This window comes from Leptospira mayottensis 200901116, assembly GCF_000306675.2.
GTDB lineage: Bacteria > Spirochaetota > Leptospiria > Leptospirales > Leptospiraceae > Leptospira > Leptospira mayottensis.
This window is the reverse complement of the sequence record NZ_CP024871.1, coordinates 2,840,001-2,858,454: the sequence shown is the minus strand read 5'-3', so window position 1 is coordinate 2,858,454 and position 18,454 is coordinate 2,840,001. Positions and strand designations below refer to the sequence as shown.

The window sequence follows — 18,454 nt, the reverse complement described above, 5'->3', positions numbered from 1 at the left end:
CTGCGAAAGATCGATTTTAATACTGCGGAGTGTAGTATGAATATTTCTGGTGATCTATCCATTTCAGAATTTAAAACAGAGCGGTATGCCGAAGCCGTTCCCCCAAGGAATTTGGGGGGAGGACTTGTCAGGAAGAATTCCTTTCTTGATTTAATGAAAACTTTACAAGGTTCTGTTCAGAAGGGATTGGATGAAACTCTGACTGAAATTCAAAATACGTTTCCAAAAACGGAAGATTCCGCAATTCAAGAAGAGAATGTGGAAAGCTTAATAAATGAAAAAAAGACCGAGTCTATGCATACTCAGGAAGAAGTCGAATCGGAGATCGGAAAAATCTCAAAAGAAGGGGAAAAAGAGCTCTGGGCAATTGAAGAAGCGGCTAACGTAGTTGCATTACCCTGGTTTCTCGTTGCAGAAGAGAAACCGAACGAAATCCTAGATTCCGAAATCGAATCCACGGTCCTTGACGGACTTCAAGCGGAAATCACGAAAGAAGCTTCCGTTGAAACCTTAGAATCCAAACAACCAACTCCCACGAGCAAACTAATCGAAAACCTTTTTTCAAAAGAGGAAAGTTCGTTCGATGTGAAGGGGGAAACTTCTGTTTCTCTTGAAGACCCGAAGGAAATCCAAAGCCGAACTTCGAAAAAAGAAAGTTTGGTTCGCGAAGTGGAATCGAAATTATCCGAATCTAATAAAGTTATATCCGAAATATCTAAATTTAACGAAACCAACATAAAAGAATTTCAAGAGAACGGTAAGGGATTTTCCAACAAAGAAATTTCTTTCAAAGGTGTGGACGAAACTAAGACGGAAGTTTCTAAAGAGCTGATTCTCGATTTAGAAAAGTGGAAGATTGATAAGGATAAAAAAACGGATTCTTATGCGAATTTGAAAACTTCTGGAAAGGAGGAAATTAAAACCGCAATATTGAGTCAATTCTCTGAAAATTCTTCCGGAAGGTCGGGACAGGAACAATCCTTCCGTTCTGGGGGAGGAGATTCTTATTCTTCTCTCGTAAAAGGAATTGGAACTCCGACTGTTTCCGGAAGGGAACTGAATACGCTCGGAAAAGATTTTTCCATATCAAAAGAAACTAACGTCCTTTCTAAGAGAGACATTCAACAAAATTTTCAAAATCTGATTCGCTCCGCCCGCGTTCAAATTCTTGAAAACGGAAGAACGGAAGCGAGTATCCGGATGAATCCGAAAGACTTAGGGCAGATGTCCCTTTCCATTTCAACAGACAAGGACGTCGTGCGGGGAAAACTTCTTGTGGAATCCGATAGCGTTAAACAGCAGTTAGTGGCAGAACTTGCAAGTTTGAAGCAAGATCTAAAGTCGAACGGACTCGAACTCGAATCTCTGGTGATCGAAGTCAAGGAAAGAGAGGAAGCCTTTGCATTTAACGATGAATCCGATAAGAACGGAAAAGATCCGCATTCTTTCCAAGCTGCTTTCAAAGAGGACGACTTTAAGAATTCTTTTTACGAAGAAGACGAACTTTCTTATGAAGAAATTTCTTCCGAGTCTCATGGTTTTTCGGAAAAAACCGAAGGGAAAAGCGAGAAACTGCTCGATCTGAAAGTATAGGTCTCGGAGGAAATCATGTCGGAAACAACGGGCATTAGCCAGCAAGCAACCAAAGATCGTTATCTTGAAGGAGACAGAAGTTTCAATATCCGGAACCACATGGAAAATTTGGAACGGGAAGAAAAGAACGGTCTCAAAGGAATCGAAATCCGTTCCACTGTAAAGTCTCTCGGCAAGGACGATTTTCTCAAACTGCTCATAACGCAACTTTCTTCCCAAGATCCTACCAACCCAGTCAAAGACCAAGACTTTATCGCACAGATGGCTCAGTTCTCTTCTCTGGAACAAATGAATAACATTTCCACTGGGATTCAAAAGATGGGGAACCGTCAGAGTTTTTCTCTCGTCGGAAAACTTGTTTCCGGTCCTGATTTTGTAACCGGTGAAAGCGTCGCGGGAATTGCAGGTGCTCTTTTTTTCGATGGGGAAGGTAAAACTTTCGTTCGTGTCAACGGAAGATCCATAGATGTCGAACAAATTTCCTTAGTCAGCGATCCAGTTGTTTTAAAAGAACAGGAAGCCGTTTACAATCAGAGTCAATTGCAGCAGTCCGCTCCAGTTCAAACATCGACTCACGCTCCGGAGATTAGAACTAATGTTCCTTCTCAAGAATCTCCTGCCTCTAATGTGTCACCTAACGTTTCGCAAACGGAAATTGAAAAAAAAGAAACGGTGTCAACAATCGAGAAACGAAAGGAAGTCGACACTTCGATCGTGGAACAACAAACACCGGAATCACAAAAGAAAGTCGTCGTCGAAAAAAAGACTTCAGACTGGAATTTCCCGGGAAAAGACAAAAGCAATTCATACGAATAAATAAACAAAGGATAATCGAGGTAACAGCTTTATGATGAGGTCACTCTATTCCGGTGTATCCGGACTTAAGAACCACCAGGTCCGAATGGATGTCATCGGTAACAACATCTCCAACGTGAACACGCACGGTTTTAAAACCGAACGCGTTACGTTTCAGGATATGATTTCTCAGGAACTCAGGGGGGCTTCCGAGCCTAAGGAGAATATAGGAGGCGTGAATCCTCAACAAGTAGGTTTGGGTTCTTTGATTGCAGCAATCGATAAGATCATGACCCAAGGCTCTCTCCAAACCACGGGTAAGAATACGGACGTCGCTATGTCCGGAGAGGGATTTTTTATCGTTAAGGACGGGGACAAACAATTCTATACGAGAGCCGGAGCTTTTAACCTCGATAAGAACGGCTACTACGTAAACCCCGCAAACGGACTCAAGGTTCAGGGTTGGAATTCAAGATTGGACGATAAAGGAAATAAGTTCATCAACTCCTCGGCTTCCATCGAAGATATTATCATTCCTGTATATTCTAAAGAACCCGCGAAGGCGACTTCTCAGATCGATTTCAAATCGAACCTGAATTCTTCTGCGCCCGCGGTTCCTCCGGATGCGACTCAGGAAGAGATCACCGCGATGATCAACGATCCCGATCCTAAGATGAGAAGAGGCCACGTAACCACGATTAATACTTTCGACGATCAGGGAATTCAGAGAGAATTCAAAATGGAATTTTATAAGGTCCGCGATAACACTTGGAAGGCGCGTCTGAGTATGACCGATGCGACTCAACTTTCGACGGACGTTTCCGGAACAGGGGGACAAAACACTCAACTTCCGGGAAACACCGAACTTGAGTTCGGATTTACTCCTGACGGAAAACTTGTCTATGTTTCAGACGGAGTCGACTCGATGAACAGCGGTAAACTGAACGCAAAGGTATCCTTCAGAATCGCTGGTAATCCTGCGGTGCAGAGTTTTGATTTGAATCTCGGAGAAGCGGGAATGGTGGACGGGATCACTCAATTCTCCTCTGACTTCACTACCAAAGCGGTCAAACAAGACGGTTATACGATGGGATATTTGGAATCCTTTTCCATCGATAATTCCGGAACGATCACCGGGGTATTCTCTAACGGAGTTCGTCAGCCTTTGGCAAGAATCGCGACCGCGGTTTTTAATAACCCTGCAGGTTTAGACAAGGCCGGAGACACGATGTTTGCGTATTCCATGAACTCGGGAGAACCTAACATCGGTGAAGCGGGAGTTCAGGGAAGAGGTAAGATCAACGCGGGCATTTTAGAGATGTCTAATGTGGATCTTTCTGATCAGTTTACGGATATGATCGTTACACAACGAGGTTTTCAGGCGAACTCAAGAACGATCACCACTTCCGATCAAATGATTCAGGAAGTTTTAGGTCTCAAACGTTAACTTTTTAAATGATTTCCTCTTCGATGATTGATTGAAATGAGTCGGAGAGGAATTAAAATCTCATACATCTCAAGTTATAGATTTGTTATCTTTTTTTGCAAAATTTGGGGAAAAATTCTCTTTCCTATAATTTCCGGTACTGTTTGATTGATTCCTGGTAAGATGAATCAGGAATTTCCTAAATATGTAGTCACGGACTTTCGTTCTATCGTTGAAAGGTTGGATCCGATCGTTCTTCGTTTAGGAATACAATTTTTAAATCTTAAAGAATTCATTCAGTCTGAACATATTCTCAATTCCATCGGATTCTTAAACGTCGTCTTCTATTTGTCGGCTTCTCGTCTTAAAGAAACTCAAAGAGAAGTTCATGAACGGTTTCAGAAAAATCCGTTGATCTTAAGCCGTTTTATCTTAAACGAAAACTTGGATTATGTTCACTCGAAAAACCTAAAAATCGAGGAAGACCTGATCTTTTCGATCCTGCCGGAGTCGTCTTCGGATATGATCTTAAACAAAACTTTTCTCAACGCGTTTACTCAGCTTCAGATGATCACGGATCAGTTCGATCTTCAACACAAAGTGAACACTACGAAGTACGAAATCTCGAAGTTGACTCAGATTGGAATCAATCTCGCGGATGAAAAGGACATCAATAAACTTCTCCGGGAAATTATTTTTAGCGCGAGAGAAATAGCGATCGCCGATTCAGGATCTTTATACCTCGTGGAAAAGGACGAGCAGGGGGTTGTGCATAACCTTAGGTTTAAAATTTCGTCTATGGATATCAATACGGAGGAATTTTTACTTCCGATTAATAAATCCAGTGTTGCTGGTTACGTTGCCGCCACGGGAAAAATTTTGAACATCCCGAACGTTTATGATCTGCCAGAAGACGCAGAATATACGTTTAACAGCAACTTTGACGTTCTTTCCAATTATCACACGAAATCCATGCTTGTAGTTCCTATGAAAAATCATAGAGACGAGGTTGTGGGAGTTATTCAACTCATTAACAAGAAAAGGAATTTCAATCAGAAGCTGACCATTGAACAGATGAAAGGAGAGGATGTTTTTCCTTTCGACGATTATTCCGCTCAGCTTGTGATGAGCGTCGCAGGACAGGCCGCGGTCGCGATTCAGAACAATCATCTTTTAAAGGAGATTGAAACTCTTTTTGAAGGTTTCGTAACGGCGTCCGTAAACGCGATCGAAGCCAGAGATCCTACGACGAGCGGTCACTCGTTTCGGGTTGCCATTCTAACGGTCGGTTTGGCGGAAACGGTGGATTCTATCCGAGAAGGTAAATACAGATACACTAAATTTTCGAAAGAACAAATCAAAGAAATACGTTATGCATCATTACTTCACGATTTCGGAAAAGTGGGGGTTCGGGAAAAGGTTTTGGTCAAATCCAAAAAACTGGAAGACTACGAACTTGAGTTGATCCGATGGCGATTCGAATACATCAAAAAAGACATCGAATCCAAAACACTTCAAAAAAAGATGGATTACTTAAAAAAGAACGGGAGCGCCGGTTTCTCCGATTACGAGATTTCTCTCGAATTCGAGCTTCAAGCGGAATACCAAAAGCTTGATAGGATGTTTCAGGTCGTTGTCAATTCCAACGAACCATCTATATTAGAAGAATCTAATTTTCAAATGTTGGAAGAAATCGCTCAGGTGAACTATTTCACTACGGGAGGGGACAAGCTGCATTTGATCTCTCCGTATGAATTCGGTTTTTTGACGATCAAAAAAGGATCTTTGGATCTAGCGGAAAGAAAGGAAATTGAATCTCACGTGGAGCATACGTTTCAGTTTTTAAGTATGATTCCTTGGACTGGAGACCTGAAAATGGTTCCTTCCATTGCGCATGCGCATCACGAAAAATTGGACGGTACTGGTTATCCAAGAGGGCTTACCGCCGATTCGATTCCGGTTCAATCGAAAATTATGGCGATCTCTGATATTTTCGACGCGCTTACCGATAAGGATCGACCTTATAAAAGGGCAGTTTCTGTGGAAAGAGCATTGGATATACTACAAATGGAAGCGAAGGAGAATCATGTCGATCCGGATCTTCTCAAGATTTTTATAGATGGAAAGATTTACGAAAGCTTATCCGGCTCGGGTTATATTCGTTAATATGCAAGAAGAATCCTCTCTTTTTTCGATTGAGATGATTCTTGAATTTTGACTGATGTTTTCTTTTGTGAGTTGAAGTATCTTTAAAACAATCGTTTTAAAAATTCATTTATTTGATTGAAGACGTCGTTTTGGAACAACCCGAGGTGAGATGCAGATGGTATTCAGAGAAAGTTGGAGTTCTTTTTTCAGGAAGAATTTTCGACGAATCATTTGTCAGAATAGATAAAAATTTCCCCGATTTTGAACGATTATCGAATTGATCCGATCATTTTCTTATTTAGAATCTGTCTTAAGAATCTTAAAGAAATCAGTTACAATGATTCAGTAAGTTCGTAATAAAATATAGAAGTTCCCACAGATTATTTGAGGAAAAATTAGGACAGTTATCTACCTCGTGTTATTTAAGAAATCTTCTACCAAAGAAAGGAAGTGGCTTCCTCTTTCTTCGAAGTTCTTGTATTGATCGAAACTGGCGCAGGCTGGAGAAAAAACGAAGTAGGAAATCGAGGTTTCGCTTGAAGGACTAATTTTGTGACTCTTGGACGACTCGGAAATAGAATTCCATTTTTTGAATATTTTAAATGCCTCATTTAAATTTTCGACGGAAAACAGTTTTTCTCCGATCACGTTTCGGATCCCTTTTTCCCAGACCGAACGAGCTTCTCCGATTAAAATTACACAACCTATTCCCCGTGTTAGAAAATCATAAAGTGGTTTCGGGTCTTCCTGTTTCGGTCTACCTCCTAAAATTAGGCAGGTTCGATCCAGATTCTTCCAAGTAGACATTCCCGCGAGCATGCTGTGTAGGTTTGTGGATTTGGAATCGTTGATAAACGAAATGCCTTGTTTTTCTCCTGCGATTTGAAAACGATGGGGAAGTCCCATAAAAAGTGGAATCCGAGCTTGGATTGATTCGGGTTCTCCTCCTATTGCTTCCGATGCAAGAATCGCTGCTGCTAGATTTTCACGGTTGTGAGTTCCCGGAAGATAAAATCGAGAAATGTCGTAGATGAATTTTGAAGTTCGTATCTCCGATGAGCTCTCATCTAAAACCGCCTCCGATGTCGCAGCTCTTCCAAAGCTCAATAATTTACACCGAACGGAAGTGGAATTTAGAATTTTCTCCCTAATTTTTTCGGAGACGATCAATGAATGATTCGGATTTTGAAGATCAGCAATTTTAAGTTTTGCACGAAAATAATTTTCCATCGTTTGGTGTCTCTCTAAATGATCGGGAGCGAGATTTAAGAACACGGACACGTTCAAATGAAGCGGGTACGAATCGTCGAGTTGATAACTGGAGAGTTCTAAAACGGCTAAGGAAATCGGTTCTTTGCAGAAGGAAGTGAATGGGATCCCCAAGTTTCCACCCTCTTTGAGATCGGAAAAATCTTTTTTCAGAAGATGAGTAATCAGGGAGGTTGTCGTCGACTTTCCATCCGTTCCTGTGACACCGATAATTTTCCCTTTAAAAAAAAACCTGCCGAGATCAATTTCGGAAAACACAGGAATTTTTTTTTCGACAGCATAAGAAAGAATTGGGTGTGTTGGTAAAATTCCGGGAGATTTGATGATCAATGAAATTTCGGAAAAAGATTGTGGGTCGATGTTGTCGTGGAAGAAAGGGACCGAGATTGTTTCGGGTCGATTTCGATCGCAGAGAATCGGTTGCGCTTCTTCAGAGATTAAAAAATCAAGTGCGGAGTTTCCGGAGATACCTCCTCCCAACACAAGAGTCTTTAGGCCTTTCAATGACTCGGGAAATTTCATTTTTAAACCGTTGAACAGTGATTGACAGGGTATTTTCGTCCCCGATAGTTGTCAGTAGCAAAAACTAAGGATGTTCCCTTGCTTGAGCATAAAGTACAAGACGACGTTTTGATTGTATATCTCAAAGGACGTTTGGATGTTTCCATCGCCAATGAGGTTGAGGAAAATCTAAATGATCTGATTGACAATCAAGGTCATAAAAAAGTAATTCTGAATATGCAGGAAGTGGATTATATGTCTTCGTCCGGTTTCAGAGCTTGTATTTCCACTCTTAGAAAATTAAACTCGAAAGAAGGTGTATTAAAAATTAGTAATATCAAACCGGCAGTAAAGCGGATCTTTGACGTAATCGAACTCACCTCTCTTTTTGATATTCGCGAAACCGAAGATGAGGCTTTGAAATCCTTTTAAACCTCTAATGCCTTCATCTCAACTTCACCGGGTTCTCCGGGAAATTATCGCAACTAAACAAAACGAAATCAAAAAAATACAGAATTGGGACCCGGCTCCCTATCAAGGGCTTGGGTTAAGAGAGTCTCTGAAAAGCAGAAACTTTTCCATCATCGCGGAATGTAAGCACAAGAGTCCTTCCGCCGGAGAGATTCGCTCCGATTATGATCCTGTTCAAATTGCTAAAACATACGAGGGTTTAGGAGCTTCCGCGGTTTCCGTACTTACCGATCGGGATTATTTTGGAGGTTCTTTGGAAGATCTGAAAAATGTTTCTTCCGAGTTGAAAATTCCGATTTTAAGAAAGGACTTTATCCTGGATGAAATTCAGATTCGAGAAGCGAGAGCATTTGGCGCCTCTGCGATTCTTTTGATTGTGAGAATCTTAACCCCCGAACAGATCAAAACGTTTTTAAAATCTGCTTCTTCTTTCGGAATGGATAGTCTGGTTGAAGTTCACACACCGGATGAGGCGAAACTTGCTTTAGATTGCGGGGCCGAAATCATCGGAATCAATACGAGGGATTTAGATACGTTTCAGATTCATCAAAACCTTGTCGAAGAAGTAACCGCTTCTTTACCGCGTAACATAGTAAAAGTGGGAGAATCCGGAGTGCGGAATCGTTCCGATTTGGACCGGTTTCGAAAATTGGTCAACGCGGCCTTGATCGGAACCTATTTTATGGAGAAACCTGATATTCGCAAAGCTTGGTTGGAATTATTTTAGAATTTTCAAAATTCTTAATATATCTCTTTGTTCTCCGATATCTGAAATTTCATTCAGGATCGTTTGTATGAAATTAGTTTAGAACCTGTTCTAAAGGTTCCTTTCGATTTTTCAAAAATGCGCAAAGATTATTTTTCTTTCGTAATTATAATTCTTCCTTTATTTTCAGGGAATGTGGCGCAATTTCCCGTACAGGTGATTTTATATCCGCCCGAAAAAGTGGAAAACGATGTAAGGAATAAGGATCGTCTTAGATTTCCGGTCGTTGCCGTGTCCGTGCATGTAACTTGACCGACTCCGCGTGTAGCGGTACAGACGGGAGGATTCGTATCAAAAGGAGTTCTGTAATCGTACGGAATCAGGGCGAGTTTAGTTTGATAATCGAAAAATTGAGTGGACGTTGCCGTTTCTATATCTTGTTTAAGCACGGCGCCGATTGTACGGCGGGCAGCGCCTTCCTTTTCATTCAAAATTTGGATCTTATAATTTCCAGGTTCCGGGTAATCAAACGTCGCATAAACTCCTGTCCCACTGTTTAGCGACTCACCGTAGCAAAAATTCGTTCCATCAATTAGTTTACCGATATGCGGACTTGTATAATAATTTACGTGGTCGGAGTTTAACCATACGGAGCTGTCGGTTACGACACCCGATTTACAAGTTGAAGTGAGCGCGAGCTGTACAAGGGCCAATACTTTCAAATCATCGGTTGCATCTTTTTTCTTTTCTCCGATTGTGTTCTCTATAACGGAACAAGATAGGGATGAAATTAAAAGGAGAGTGGCTAGAGTTATTCTATTCATAATTTTCACTTTTTACGAAAATAAGATCAAGATTTTAAGCCCTTGAATTTTGACAATGAATTCAGCGTCAAGAATCGCACGGACCTGAACGCCTTCCGCAGACTCGTTAACGCGGCCCTGATCGGAACCTATTTTATGGAAAAGCCTGATATCCGTAAAGTTTGGTTGGATCTGTTTTAATCTATTGGAACTTTAGGAGATTATAATATACTGTGGGTTCGGAATAAAAAAGGGATCTTCCCCATCTTTAAGACCGTAGGAGTTCCTGCATATATATGTTCAGAAAAATATTCGCAAATTTGAAAGCTCTTTGTTCAGACGATCAAGAACTCCCTAGCTCGTTGTAAACAACGGTTGGGGAGTAAGACAGAAGAAGTCTTAGGATAAGTTTTTAGTCTTTTATCAAACGGACGTCCGGTTAAGTCAAAATTCGAAAGCGTTTAAGGACTCGATTGCCATACGAGACCCTCGTCCTCTTCGATATCGGATCCCCAGGAATCGTGAAATACGACCGCAACTTTGAATGTTTTCGTTTTGTTTAAGGTTTTAAATTCTTTGGAATCTTTCGCTTTTTCCGCCGCCATTGCGGCCGTATGTGCGAACAGATTCATGGCCGCGTTCCAAATCAGATGATACGTTTCCTTGTCCGTGTCGAAGTATTTTTCCCAGGCTTCGTGTAGGATTTTCCCGGGTTCTTCTAAATTAAAATGTGCCTCATCGTGCACCGGACCGGATTGATAACCCGGATCGTCTTCCTCTTCCGCAAAGGAAATTTCGGAAAGTCGAAATCCGTTTTCGGTTTCTCCGGACATATAAAGTAAACAACCGGAAACTTTTTCATCGGAATCGATCGCGACTTGATATGCGGTGCGAAGACTTTCGGCTATCGTATTCACGTATGTATTCCAATCGATCTTTTGAAGACGCTCTACATAAGGACGACTGACAGGATTTTGGTTCGCAGTGTCTAAAGATTCCTTTAATTTTTCAGTAAATAGATTCATAAATCGAATTCTCCGTGAAGGATATGAAATTGTTTGCATTTGTTTCAGCAAGTATTTTATCGTAAAATATACCGGATCAATTCCCGTCGTCTTTCCCTTAAAAGAGTTTTCTCCGTAAACAGATGAAAAAAATCGACAATAAGGACATCCTTATGACGCAAGAGATTCTCGAAGAAGTTCAAACCGGAAAAATTCCGTTAAAAGGAAGAACCTTAAAGGAACTTTCTGAGATCATGGCCTCTCTGGGAGAAAAATCTTTTCGTGCAAAACAAATCTATCACGGATTATACGTAAACCGTTACGAGTCTTGGGAACAATTTACCACATTCTCCAAAGTGTTAAAGGAAAAGTTAGAAGACCTTTGTTCTCTGACACAACTTACAGTTGCCAAACATCTTAAATCCGTGGACGGAACTCAAAAGTTCACGTTCGCATCCGAACATGGAAAGGAATTCGAAGCCGTTTGGATCCCATCCGGAGACGGAGGAAGAAAGACGATTTGTATTTCTTCTCAGGTCGGCTGTACCCTCAATTGTAAATTCTGTGCGACAGCAAAATTGGAATTTCAAGGGAACCTAAAGGCTCATGAGATCGTGGACCAGGTTCTCCAGGTGGAAAAAATGGTCGAAGACAAGGCGACTAACGTTGTTTTTATGGGAATGGGAGAGCCGCTTCACAATTACTTCAACGTGATACGCGCGGCTTCTATTTTTCACGATCCAGAAGCGTTTAACCTGGGGGCCAAAAAAATTACAATTTCCACGTCCGGAGTAGTCAATGGCATCAGACGTTTTATTGAAAATAAGGAGCCTTATAACTTTGCGATCTCTCTCAATCATCCGGATCCGAACGGAAGATTACAAATCATGGACATCGAAAAAAAGTTTGCTCTTCCCGAACTTTTACAAGCCGCGAAAGATTTTACGAGAGAGTTAAAAAGAAGAATCACTTTCGAATACGTGATGATTCCTGGAGTCAACATGGGACCCGAGAATGCAAACAAGCTTGTAAAAATCGCAAGATCTCTTGATTGTAAGATCAATGTGATTCCGCTCAACACTGAATTTTTCGGATGGAGAAGACCCACGAGGGAAGAGGTCGTGGAATTCATAACTCTTTTGGAACCGGCCGGAGTTCCTATTCTCAACAGAAGATCACCCGGAAAAGATATCTTCGGCGCTTGTGGAATGCTCGCTTCAAAAAGTTGACCTCGGTTTTCGTTTCTGAAAAATGGGGCAATGAATCCAAAAAGAACTCTTATTCTTTTTTTATGTTTTTTTTCTTTCGTTTCCTGTCAGGAATATGTTCAGCAAAAATGCAGTTCCGCTTGTAAGTTCTTTGTACAGTGTGCGGCAACTGAGTTTAAAGACTCGAAAATTACGGAAGTTGAAAAGAATCAAGCGATGATTGATTGTGAGAGTGGCTGTATCCGCGAACAAAGTTTTGTTCTTCCCTGTTTTGAATCAGAAACCACATGCAAAGGTTTTAATACTTGCGTGATGGAATCCGGATTTATGGATTAAAGAAGGAGTTCTTATGAATGAGATTTTCGTAGATGATAAACGACCGATTTCCGTACGAGTTCTTTTCGTTCTTCTAATCGTTTCCATCCTTCCTTTGATTCTAACTCTTCCTTTGGACGTGATCGATATCGATTCTTCCCAGTACGCAGAAATTTCAAGAGAGATGGTGGAAGGAGGAAATCCTTTTTTTATCCGAGACAATGGAAGAAGATATTTGGATAAGCCAATTCTTACTTTTTGGAAAATTTCCCTTTCTTTTTTCGTGTTCGGTTATCAAAATTTTGCGTTTCGTCTTCCGGCTCTTTTGTTCACTTTTCTTTCTCTCTGGGGAATGTTCAAACTCGCCGAACTTTATTCTGGAAGTCGATTGAGGGCTTGGATCGCAGTGTTTTTATACGCCCTTTCTCCGGGACTTTATTCGATGGTAGTGGATCCTAAGATCGACGTTTATCTGACTCCCTATCTGATATTGGTTCATACCTTTTATTATTTGGGTTTTAAAAGGAATAAGAATTACTATTATGGAATGTATTTTGCGATGGGACTCGGCTTTATCACTAAGGGGCCGATTGCGATGGTGATTCCTGGGATTTCGATCGGAGGTGATATATTATTCCGAAGAGATTGGAAACGGCTTGCGGAAATGAAACTCTTTCCGGGAGCGCTTCTTGCGGTTTTTCCGCCGCTTTTGTGGTCGATTCCCTTGTATCTTGAATTTCAAACTTACGGTCCTTACTTCTTTTGGTGGATCCAATCCTTTGGGCGTTTTTATGTAAAGATGTACAATCAGAAATTCAATCCTATGTTCTTTTACTCCAATTTTTCCTGGGCGTTTGGCGCTTTTATTCTACCGTTTGCCGGATTCGTTTTCGAGCGGGTTCGATTTTTTCTTAAGGAAAGGCAAGTAAAAGGTGTATTTAAGAATATTCTGAAAAACGAATATATAAATCGGGATTTTGTCCCCGGTTTTTGGTTGTTTTTATTTCTATTTTTGATCGGCTTTTCCAGATATCAGCTTCCTCAGTATATCTATTGGTGCCTTCCCGCTGCTGCGGTAATCGGTGCGGGAGTTTTGGAATCGATTCTTTTTTCTGCCAAAGATTCTGAAAAAGGTAGTTCTATTGATAAAGTCCGTCTAAACCTTTTCCTATTTACTGCAGGAGCTTTTTTAGTAGCGATTTTTATTTTGCCTTTTATCAGTATTCAGGTTGGTTGGAGTTATCTGATTCTTCCTTTGATTTATCTTGGAATTTTTCTTTGGGTATTTTTTCGGTCCGAAAAAGAAGGAAGACTACTCGCGTATTGGGTTTTTCCGGTTTCTCTCTTTTTCTCAATCGTGAGCTTGTATCTCTATCCTATGCTCACCTCGTATCAACCCTCTAAGGAGATCGGAACTCTTATCCGTGAAAACGAACCGAGTAAGGAAAAGTTATTTCTTTTCGGAGTTCCCGCTTCTAAAAGGTCCTATGCTTATTATTCCGGGAGAATTTCGAGGACACTTTTTGATCCCGCAATTCTAGTCGAGGCGATTCAAAAAGAAGGGCAACGTTATCTGATCGTTCAGGACAAATGGCTTCCGAAAATGGATGAATTTTTCGGAAAGGACATACAATTTGAAACCGTTCAAGAATTTCCTTCCTATAAGGTTGCGACTCCGGAAGGAAAATTCTTTTTGAAAGCGCAGAGAGATCGGATCGTGGGTAAGGTGATTGTAATGAGGGCGACCTTAAATAGATCGCAGAAAAAATGAGAGTTCTTTAAAAAAAGGCGAGGGGAATATCGAGTTTCTACCGAAAAATGAATTAGGCTAAATTGTGAGCCTGGTTTGGTTTTGGTCCCTGGGTAAAAACCGGGGACTACTTTTCCTACCTTCATGGATTTACTTTCACTTATTTTTTTATCGAATTCACTTTTATCTGAGGGGTGAATGTTCCGAAAAAAACCTTCCATTTCAAATCCGACTTTGTTATTCTTCCGTTCCGGATAATCATCAGATCGGTCCGGATGTTTTTTCGAAAAGGAACTTTGTATGAATGTAACTCCCCATTTTTTCGGTTCGAAAGTTAGGCGGTTCTTCCAAAAGTGTAGGCGACGAGAGTATAATATTTTTTAATTTATTTTCGTTTTGTTTGAGTATTCTTGCAAGTTCAATTAGGACCGACTATTCCGGATGTATAGTCGTTTGCACCTTTTTGTCCGTGCCATAATGGGCTTCGTCGCGGTTTTACTTTTTATATTCGGTCCCAATCTCATGACTCTATTTTAAAGAACGATCCGCGTAAATTTGTTTCCAGATTCGATTCCCGATTTTAAAAGTTTGGCTCGGATATAAAAAGGCTTTGTTTAAGGATTTTACGTTTCGAGAGTTTTTATTCGGAATCGAAGTCGGTTCCGGAACGATTTCTTTTAAATCGGAAACGTTCGTTTCTATTTTAACATGAGTTCGGCATAACAAATGTGAAAGCGATTATTATACTGCAATCTGTAGAGAGCGGCACTTTAGTTTGAAAAGCTCAGGTGAAACTCTTTTCACGAAAGCGTTTCAGTTATGAAGTTTGCGAGCGATTCTCCCAAACATCGAACTCAGGTTATTTTAAATTTTTACGAATGTATTTCCTGTGATAAGTTGGAGTGCAGATATGAACGGATCCCTATTTGTTTTCATGGCCGAAGACTCGCTGCTCGAAAGTCAGAGTCAATTTTGCGGATGACAAAATACGGAGATGTTTGTGAATCAATGGGATCGGAGTTGTAAAAATGGACGCTAATTTTTGGCATAAAAAATGGGAAAAGAATGAGATCGCTTTTCACGAAAGCAAGGTCAATCCACTATTAGTGGAAAACATCGATAAATTATCTTTGGCCGAAAATGGTAGAATCTTTTTGCCGCTTTGCGGAAAAACGCTGGATATTTCTTGGTTGCTTTCAAGAGGTTTTCGCGTTGCCGGAGCCGAGTTGAGTAAGATTGCGATCGAACAATTATTTCAAGAGTTGGGCGTCGAACCGAAGATATCAAAAGTGGCGGAACTCGAACATTATAGCGCGCACCATCTTGATATCTTTGTAGGCGATATCTTTCATTTAACCGCTGCGTCGCTCGGTTCCGTGGATGCGATTTATGACAGAGCATCTTTGGTTGCGCTGCCGGAAGACACGAGAAAGCGTTATGTGAAACACTTGATGGAAATCACAAATACGGCTCCACAGTTACTGATTTGTTACGAGTATGATCAAAGTAAAATGGAGGGACCTCCTTTTTCGATCAGTAGCGAAGAAGTGCAGAGACACTATCGAAATCATTATCGCTTCAATTTGATTGTCAGTAAAAACGTGGTCGGCGGTTTGAAAGGAAAATGCGAGGCTACGGAAAATCTATGGTTATTGCTGAAGTAATATTCCATGACGGATTGAAAAACATGGGTTCAAGAACGAGCTTAAATGGATTTTATTATAACTTATCTCAAAAATATCTGAGAATGATTGGAATTATACTACTAAGAGCGGGAAGGGAAATGAAGCCGTATACTGGTTGAAAAAATCCTTACGTTGCGAATTGAACGACGCGCCTCATATCTCACTCTATAATTTTGCCACACTGTATAAAATCTGGAATTGCCCCGAAAGATCGCTTTAGTATCTGTATTGTGCGATCCTGAAGAAAACCGATTTTGAAGAAGTCAAAAAATTCAAAGAAGAACTGGGCTCCGCGATTTGAGTTAAACTTCGTAACGTTCAAAACAACTCGAATCGTATTCTCGTTTTTGAATCTATCTTAAAGAAAATCGCATATCGGTTTTATATCGCTGCATATCTTCCGATCAATTGAATTTTCAAATTAAAAAAATCATTCCTGCATCTTGGAAAGAAGGATTTTGAAATCATCGTCTTCCAGAAAAGGCTTAAATTCTTCGAATTTAAGAAAGAAATCTTTCCTGTGTTTGAGGGAGATACAAACCGAAACGTAATGAAGTAGTTGCTTCCGGTCTTCTCTTTTGGCGAAATATCGGGCTAATAGAAAAGCGAAACGTGGGCTTTGAATTTTGTCGGGAATGAGATCCCTTGCTTTATCCAGTATTTTTTTGTCGAAATCGGGATCGATGTCTGTGCCAATACAAAGTATGCAAAAATAGGATATTGTAAAAGTATAATATATATTTTCTCGGTTGCCAGGTCGCGTTTGAAATCGGGTAAATCCAAAAATGCCCTCAGAATCTGAATCGCTTCCTGCATTTTTTCTTTTTTCGGATCTTTGTTAAAATCGGAATCGTTGGCGACGAGATTACTGATTCTCTGACACGTCCATTCCGTCAAAGCTCCACCCAAGTCGTTCAGAGAAAAATTGATCGATTGCAGCGATTTTACAAAGGTTGTATTGTTCTCGTTGAAATCGGAGACAAGGATCAGAGCGAGAAGGGAGGAATCGGAAAGCGAATTTCTAAAGCGCAATAACTCTTCAAAAGTGACTTTCGTTTTTCTACAATAGAGAGTAAGCATTTTTTTCGTTTTGTAGAACGGCTTTAGATCCGAGAAATTTGTATTGTCCGCGTAAAGAGTCCGAAGCGGAAGTTTGGAAAGAACCTCGAAGGATGATACGGGGGAATCGGACAGGTTGAGTTCTTCCAAATTTTTCAGGTTTTCTAAGTGTGAGATGTCGGTTACTTTCGTATTCGAAATCCTAAGACTACGAATTTTCGTAAAAGGTTTTAAAATCGATAGATTTTCAATCGGAATATCCTCAAAATCCAGGGATTCAAGTCTGCCGGATAATTCCATATTCAAAAATTCTAATTTTTCTAAAAACCGGGTAGGCGATCGTCAAAACTTCCGCTTAACGTGAGTTTTTTCAGTTTTTTGAAATCTTTTAATACACTGAGATCTGCGTTCGATTTCGTAATCGTCAGTTCTTCCAAACGATTTCCAAGAATTCGTAAAGGCGAAAGATCGATTCCGTTTTTGTTATGAATCGAAAACCGTTTCAGTTTGGAAAATGCGGATATAGGCTCTAGAGAATCGATTTGATCCGCTTCATAGATCGTAAACCGATCCGCGGCGAGAACAACTTCCGGATTTACGATGGTCTTGTGCATCGCAGCTTCTCTTTCGAATTTTTCTTTCCAGCCAATATTCAGTTGTTGGAACCAGTCTTCGGGTTTTAGTTTCATATTTCTGTTAGAGGTGCGCCGTTTGTATCGTAAAGTCAATCACTTAAATTTAGACAAGATGGCGCACTTCTGGGCATGAAAACGTGGGTTAGATGCAAGTATTAACCACAAAACAAAAAACCGAAAGTAATGATAACTGCAGTTTTGAGAAAACTATCCGGACTTCTTTGGGCATCGATGAATCTGGTAACTCAGAGTTAGAATAATGTTTCATCAAATGGTTTAATTGGTTAGAGAAGATGTATGATAAAGGAGGAATACTTGTTGGTTCAGTGCTGAAGCAAATTTGAATTTCAAATTTGATCCAGAACACGGACCCTTACGGAGGCGTTGATCGCCTTTGATCTTACAATACAAACGCTCGACTTTGTTAGGATATCTTTTACATCGCATGGTTGTACTCCGTAAGCTTGCCCGCGAATGGCAGCGTTGTAAATAGAGGAGCACATTAACGCGTAACAATTGAGACTTGGATCTATTTGCGTTCATGCCTGTTTGCGCAGGCAAACACTGTTACGGAAGTGAAGTGTCTTGAAGACCAAACGAGTCGATCCATCGCGAAATTGAGTTCGAGGCGTTCCGTAGAACGAAAGTTAGGCGATGTGATCCACCAGGTAGTTCAGAATTTCCTCCGCTTACAGATTATATCTTACGTGCGGAGGATGTTTGGAGTTTGTTAAGAAAAGCGGTAAACACATTGGTTCGAGGAAAAACGAATCACGAACTGGAAGGGTTCGAATGAATTCTGCAAGAATCCGCGAATTGTGTTCAGTAAGGGATCGCGCATTGCCCGATCAAAGTTAGGAATGACACGAAGCTCATTCAAAACTTCCGGTCTTAACCTCGCCCGCGCGCTTGTAATTCACAATGATGATACCATTGGGGGAAACTTGGCTTTCCATCACCTTGAACGCCGCCGGGATTGTGCCATCGACGAACAGCCTTTTTCCACTGCCCAACGTTAGCGGAAATATCTTTAACCAAAACTCATCGATTAAATCCTGTTTCATGAGAGTCTGAACAAGATTTGCG

General features: G+C 40.7%; 17 protein-coding genes and 1 pseudogene (1 of these 18 running past the window's edge). 12 read left to right on the top strand and 6 right to left on the bottom strand.

From position 1 onward, the window contains the following. Positions 1–36 precede the first annotated feature (36 nt). From LEP1GSC190_RS12960 to LEP1GSC190_RS12945, 4 genes are all read left to right on the top strand, one after another. Positions 37–1,593 (top strand): flagellar hook-length control protein FliK, encoded by a 1,557-nt coding sequence (locus tag LEP1GSC190_RS12960; protein WP_002745134.1) that lies wholly within the window; start codon positions 37–39, stop codon positions 1,591–1,593. Between the two features lie 15 nt (positions 1,594–1,608). Next, on the top strand, positions 1,609–2,409 hold the full coding sequence (locus tag LEP1GSC190_RS12955; protein WP_002764539.1) for a flagellar hook capping FlgD N-terminal domain-containing protein: 801 nt from the start codon (positions 1,609–1,611) through the stop codon (positions 2,407–2,409). A 31-nt stretch (positions 2,410–2,440) separates the two neighbouring features. Next, positions 2,441–3,835, top strand: coding sequence for a flagellar hook protein FlgE (gene flgE, locus LEP1GSC190_RS12950; protein ID WP_036037153.1), 1,395 nt, complete (start codon positions 2,441–2,443; stop codon positions 3,833–3,835). Between the two features lie 162 nt (positions 3,836–3,997). Further along, positions 3,998–5,980, top strand: coding sequence for a GAF and HD-GYP domain-containing protein (locus LEP1GSC190_RS12945; RefSeq protein WP_036037156.1), 1,983 nt, complete (start codon positions 3,998–4,000; stop codon positions 5,978–5,980). A gap of 390 nt (positions 5,981–6,370) precedes the next feature. Here LEP1GSC190_RS12945 and murD read toward each other — a convergent pair whose 3' ends face one another. After that, positions 6,371–7,753, bottom strand: a complete 1,383-nt coding sequence (murD, locus tag LEP1GSC190_RS12940; protein ID WP_002745144.1) for a UDP-N-acetylmuramoyl-L-alanine--D-glutamate ligase — start codon at positions 7,751–7,753, stop codon at positions 6,371–6,373. A 78-nt stretch (positions 7,754–7,831) separates the two neighbouring features. Here murD and LEP1GSC190_RS12935 point away from each other — a divergent pair, with 78 nt between their 5' ends. Together LEP1GSC190_RS12935 and LEP1GSC190_RS12930 are read left to right on the top strand one after the other, a co-directional pair. Then, the gene (locus LEP1GSC190_RS12935; RefSeq protein WP_002556323.1) at positions 7,832–8,164 is read left to right on the top strand and encodes an STAS domain-containing protein; all 333 of its coding nucleotides are present in this window, start codon (positions 7,832–7,834) and stop codon (positions 8,162–8,164) included. 7 nt (positions 8,165–8,171) lie between these two features. Beyond that, positions 8,172–8,930 (top strand): indole-3-glycerol-phosphate synthase, encoded by a 759-nt coding sequence (locus LEP1GSC190_RS12930; protein ID WP_002745230.1) that lies wholly within the window; start codon positions 8,172–8,174, stop codon positions 8,928–8,930. A gap of 128 nt (positions 8,931–9,058) precedes the next feature. On the opposite strand, the gene LEP1GSC190_RS12925 is transcribed toward LEP1GSC190_RS12930, so the two are convergent. Next, on the bottom strand, positions 9,059–9,733 hold the full coding sequence (locus tag LEP1GSC190_RS12925) for a hypothetical protein (protein ID WP_002745220.1): 675 nt from the start codon (positions 9,731–9,733) through the stop codon (positions 9,059–9,061). Between the two features lie 42 nt (positions 9,734–9,775). Between LEP1GSC190_RS12925 and LEP1GSC190_RS19850 the strand changes: the two genes are divergently transcribed. Continuing rightward, the gene (locus tag LEP1GSC190_RS19850; RefSeq protein ID WP_002745108.1) at positions 9,776–9,913 is read left to right on the top strand and encodes a hypothetical protein; all 138 of its coding nucleotides are present in this window, start codon (positions 9,776–9,778) and stop codon (positions 9,911–9,913) included. Between the two features lie 260 nt (positions 9,914–10,173). On the opposite strand, the gene LEP1GSC190_RS12920 is transcribed toward LEP1GSC190_RS19850, so the two are convergent. Then, positions 10,174–10,737 (bottom strand): hypothetical protein, encoded by a 564-nt coding sequence (locus LEP1GSC190_RS12920; protein ID WP_002745219.1) that lies wholly within the window; start codon positions 10,735–10,737, stop codon positions 10,174–10,176. Positions 10,738–10,889: 152 nt separating this feature from the next. Between LEP1GSC190_RS12920 and rlmN the strand changes: the two genes are divergently transcribed. The 5 genes and pseudogenes from rlmN to LEP1GSC190_RS12890 form a co-directional block, all read left to right on the top strand. Continuing rightward, on the top strand, positions 10,890–11,945 hold the full coding sequence (rlmN, locus tag LEP1GSC190_RS12915; protein WP_036037209.1) for a dual-specificity RNA methyltransferase RlmN: 1,056 nt from the start codon (positions 10,890–10,892) through the stop codon (positions 11,943–11,945). A 30-nt stretch (positions 11,946–11,975) separates the two neighbouring features. Beyond that, positions 11,976–12,260: a Cys-rich protein gene (locus tag LEP1GSC190_RS12910; RefSeq protein ID WP_002745109.1), complete on the top strand. Its 285-nt coding sequence runs from the start codon at positions 11,976–11,978 to the stop codon at positions 12,258–12,260. 13 nt (positions 12,261–12,273) lie between these two features. Beyond that, positions 12,274–14,010, top strand: coding sequence for an ArnT family glycosyltransferase (locus LEP1GSC190_RS12905; RefSeq protein ID WP_002745217.1), 1,737 nt, complete (start codon positions 12,274–12,276; stop codon positions 14,008–14,010). Positions 14,011–15,017: 1,007 nt separating this feature from the next. Then, positions 15,018–15,653: a thiopurine S-methyltransferase gene (gene tmpT / locus LEP1GSC190_RS12895; RefSeq protein ID WP_002745119.1), complete on the top strand. Its 636-nt coding sequence runs from the start codon at positions 15,018–15,020 to the stop codon at positions 15,651–15,653. A gap of 86 nt (positions 15,654–15,739) precedes the next feature. Then, positions 15,740–15,975, top strand: a pseudogene (locus LEP1GSC190_RS12890) (tetratricopeptide repeat protein); the annotation flags it as partial. A gap of 293 nt (positions 15,976–16,268) precedes the next feature. On the opposite strand, the gene LEP1GSC190_RS20380 reads toward LEP1GSC190_RS12890, so the two are convergent. The 3 genes from LEP1GSC190_RS20380 to LEP1GSC190_RS12880 form a co-directional block, all read right to left on the bottom strand. After that, a complete protein-coding gene (locus tag LEP1GSC190_RS20380) occupies positions 16,269–17,033 on the bottom strand; it encodes a leucine-rich repeat domain-containing protein (RefSeq protein ID WP_002745171.1) in 765 nt (254 codons plus the stop codon). 20 nt (positions 17,034–17,053) lie between these two features. Next, entirely contained in the window at positions 17,054–17,422 is a 369-nt protein-coding gene (locus tag LEP1GSC190_RS20375; RefSeq protein ID WP_002745177.1) for a hypothetical protein, read from the bottom strand. Positions 17,423–18,240: 818 nt separating this feature from the next. Then, positions 18,241–18,454: the 3' end of a dihydrofolate reductase family protein gene (locus tag LEP1GSC190_RS12880; protein ID WP_002745149.1), read on the bottom strand. The gene runs 386 nt beyond the window's last position; 214 of the gene's 600 nt are visible here — the last part of the coding sequence; its start codon lies beyond the right edge, outside the window; the stop codon is at positions 18,241–18,243.

Bases quoted from the DNA above. Each gene is read 5' to 3' on its own strand.
- LEP1GSC190_RS12960 (WP_002745134.1), top strand. From the start codon at position 37: ATGAATATTTCTGGTGATCTATCCATTTCAGAATTTAAAACAGAGCGG.
- LEP1GSC190_RS12955 (WP_002764539.1), top strand. From the start codon at position 1,609: ATGTCGGAAACAACGGGCATTAGCCAGCAAGCAACCAAAGATCGTTAT.
- flgE (WP_036037153.1), top strand. From the start codon at position 2,441: ATGATGAGGTCACTCTATTCCGGTGTATCCGGACTTAAGAACCACCAG.
- LEP1GSC190_RS12945 (WP_036037156.1), top strand. From the start codon at position 3,998: ATGAATCAGGAATTTCCTAAATATGTAGTCACGGACTTTCGTTCTATC.
- murD (WP_002745144.1), bottom strand. From the start codon at position 7,753: ATGAAATTTCCCGAGTCATTGAAAGGCCTAAAGACTCTTGTGTTGGGA.
- LEP1GSC190_RS12930 (WP_002745230.1), top strand. From the start codon at position 8,172: ATGCCTTCATCTCAACTTCACCGGGTTCTCCGGGAAATTATCGCAACT.
- LEP1GSC190_RS12925 (WP_002745220.1), bottom strand. From the start codon at position 9,733: ATGAATAGAATAACTCTAGCCACTCTCCTTTTAATTTCATCCCTATCT.
- LEP1GSC190_RS12920 (WP_002745219.1), bottom strand. From the start codon at position 10,737: ATGAATCTATTTACTGAAAAATTAAAGGAATCTTTAGACACTGCGAAC.
- rlmN (WP_036037209.1), top strand. From the start codon at position 10,890: ATGACGCAAGAGATTCTCGAAGAAGTTCAAACCGGAAAAATTCCGTTA.
- LEP1GSC190_RS12910 (WP_002745109.1), top strand. From the start codon at position 11,976: ATGAATCCAAAAAGAACTCTTATTCTTTTTTTATGTTTTTTTTCTTTC.
- LEP1GSC190_RS12905 (WP_002745217.1), top strand. From the start codon at position 12,274: ATGAATGAGATTTTCGTAGATGATAAACGACCGATTTCCGTACGAGTT.
- tmpT (WP_002745119.1), top strand. From the start codon at position 15,018: ATGGACGCTAATTTTTGGCATAAAAAATGGGAAAAGAATGAGATCGCT.
- LEP1GSC190_RS20380 (WP_002745171.1), bottom strand. From the start codon at position 17,033: ATGGAATTATCCGGCAGACTTGAATCCCTGGATTTTGAGGATATTCCG.
- LEP1GSC190_RS20375 (WP_002745177.1), bottom strand. From the start codon at position 17,422: ATGAAACTAAAACCCGAAGACTGGTTCCAACAACTGAATATTGGCTGG.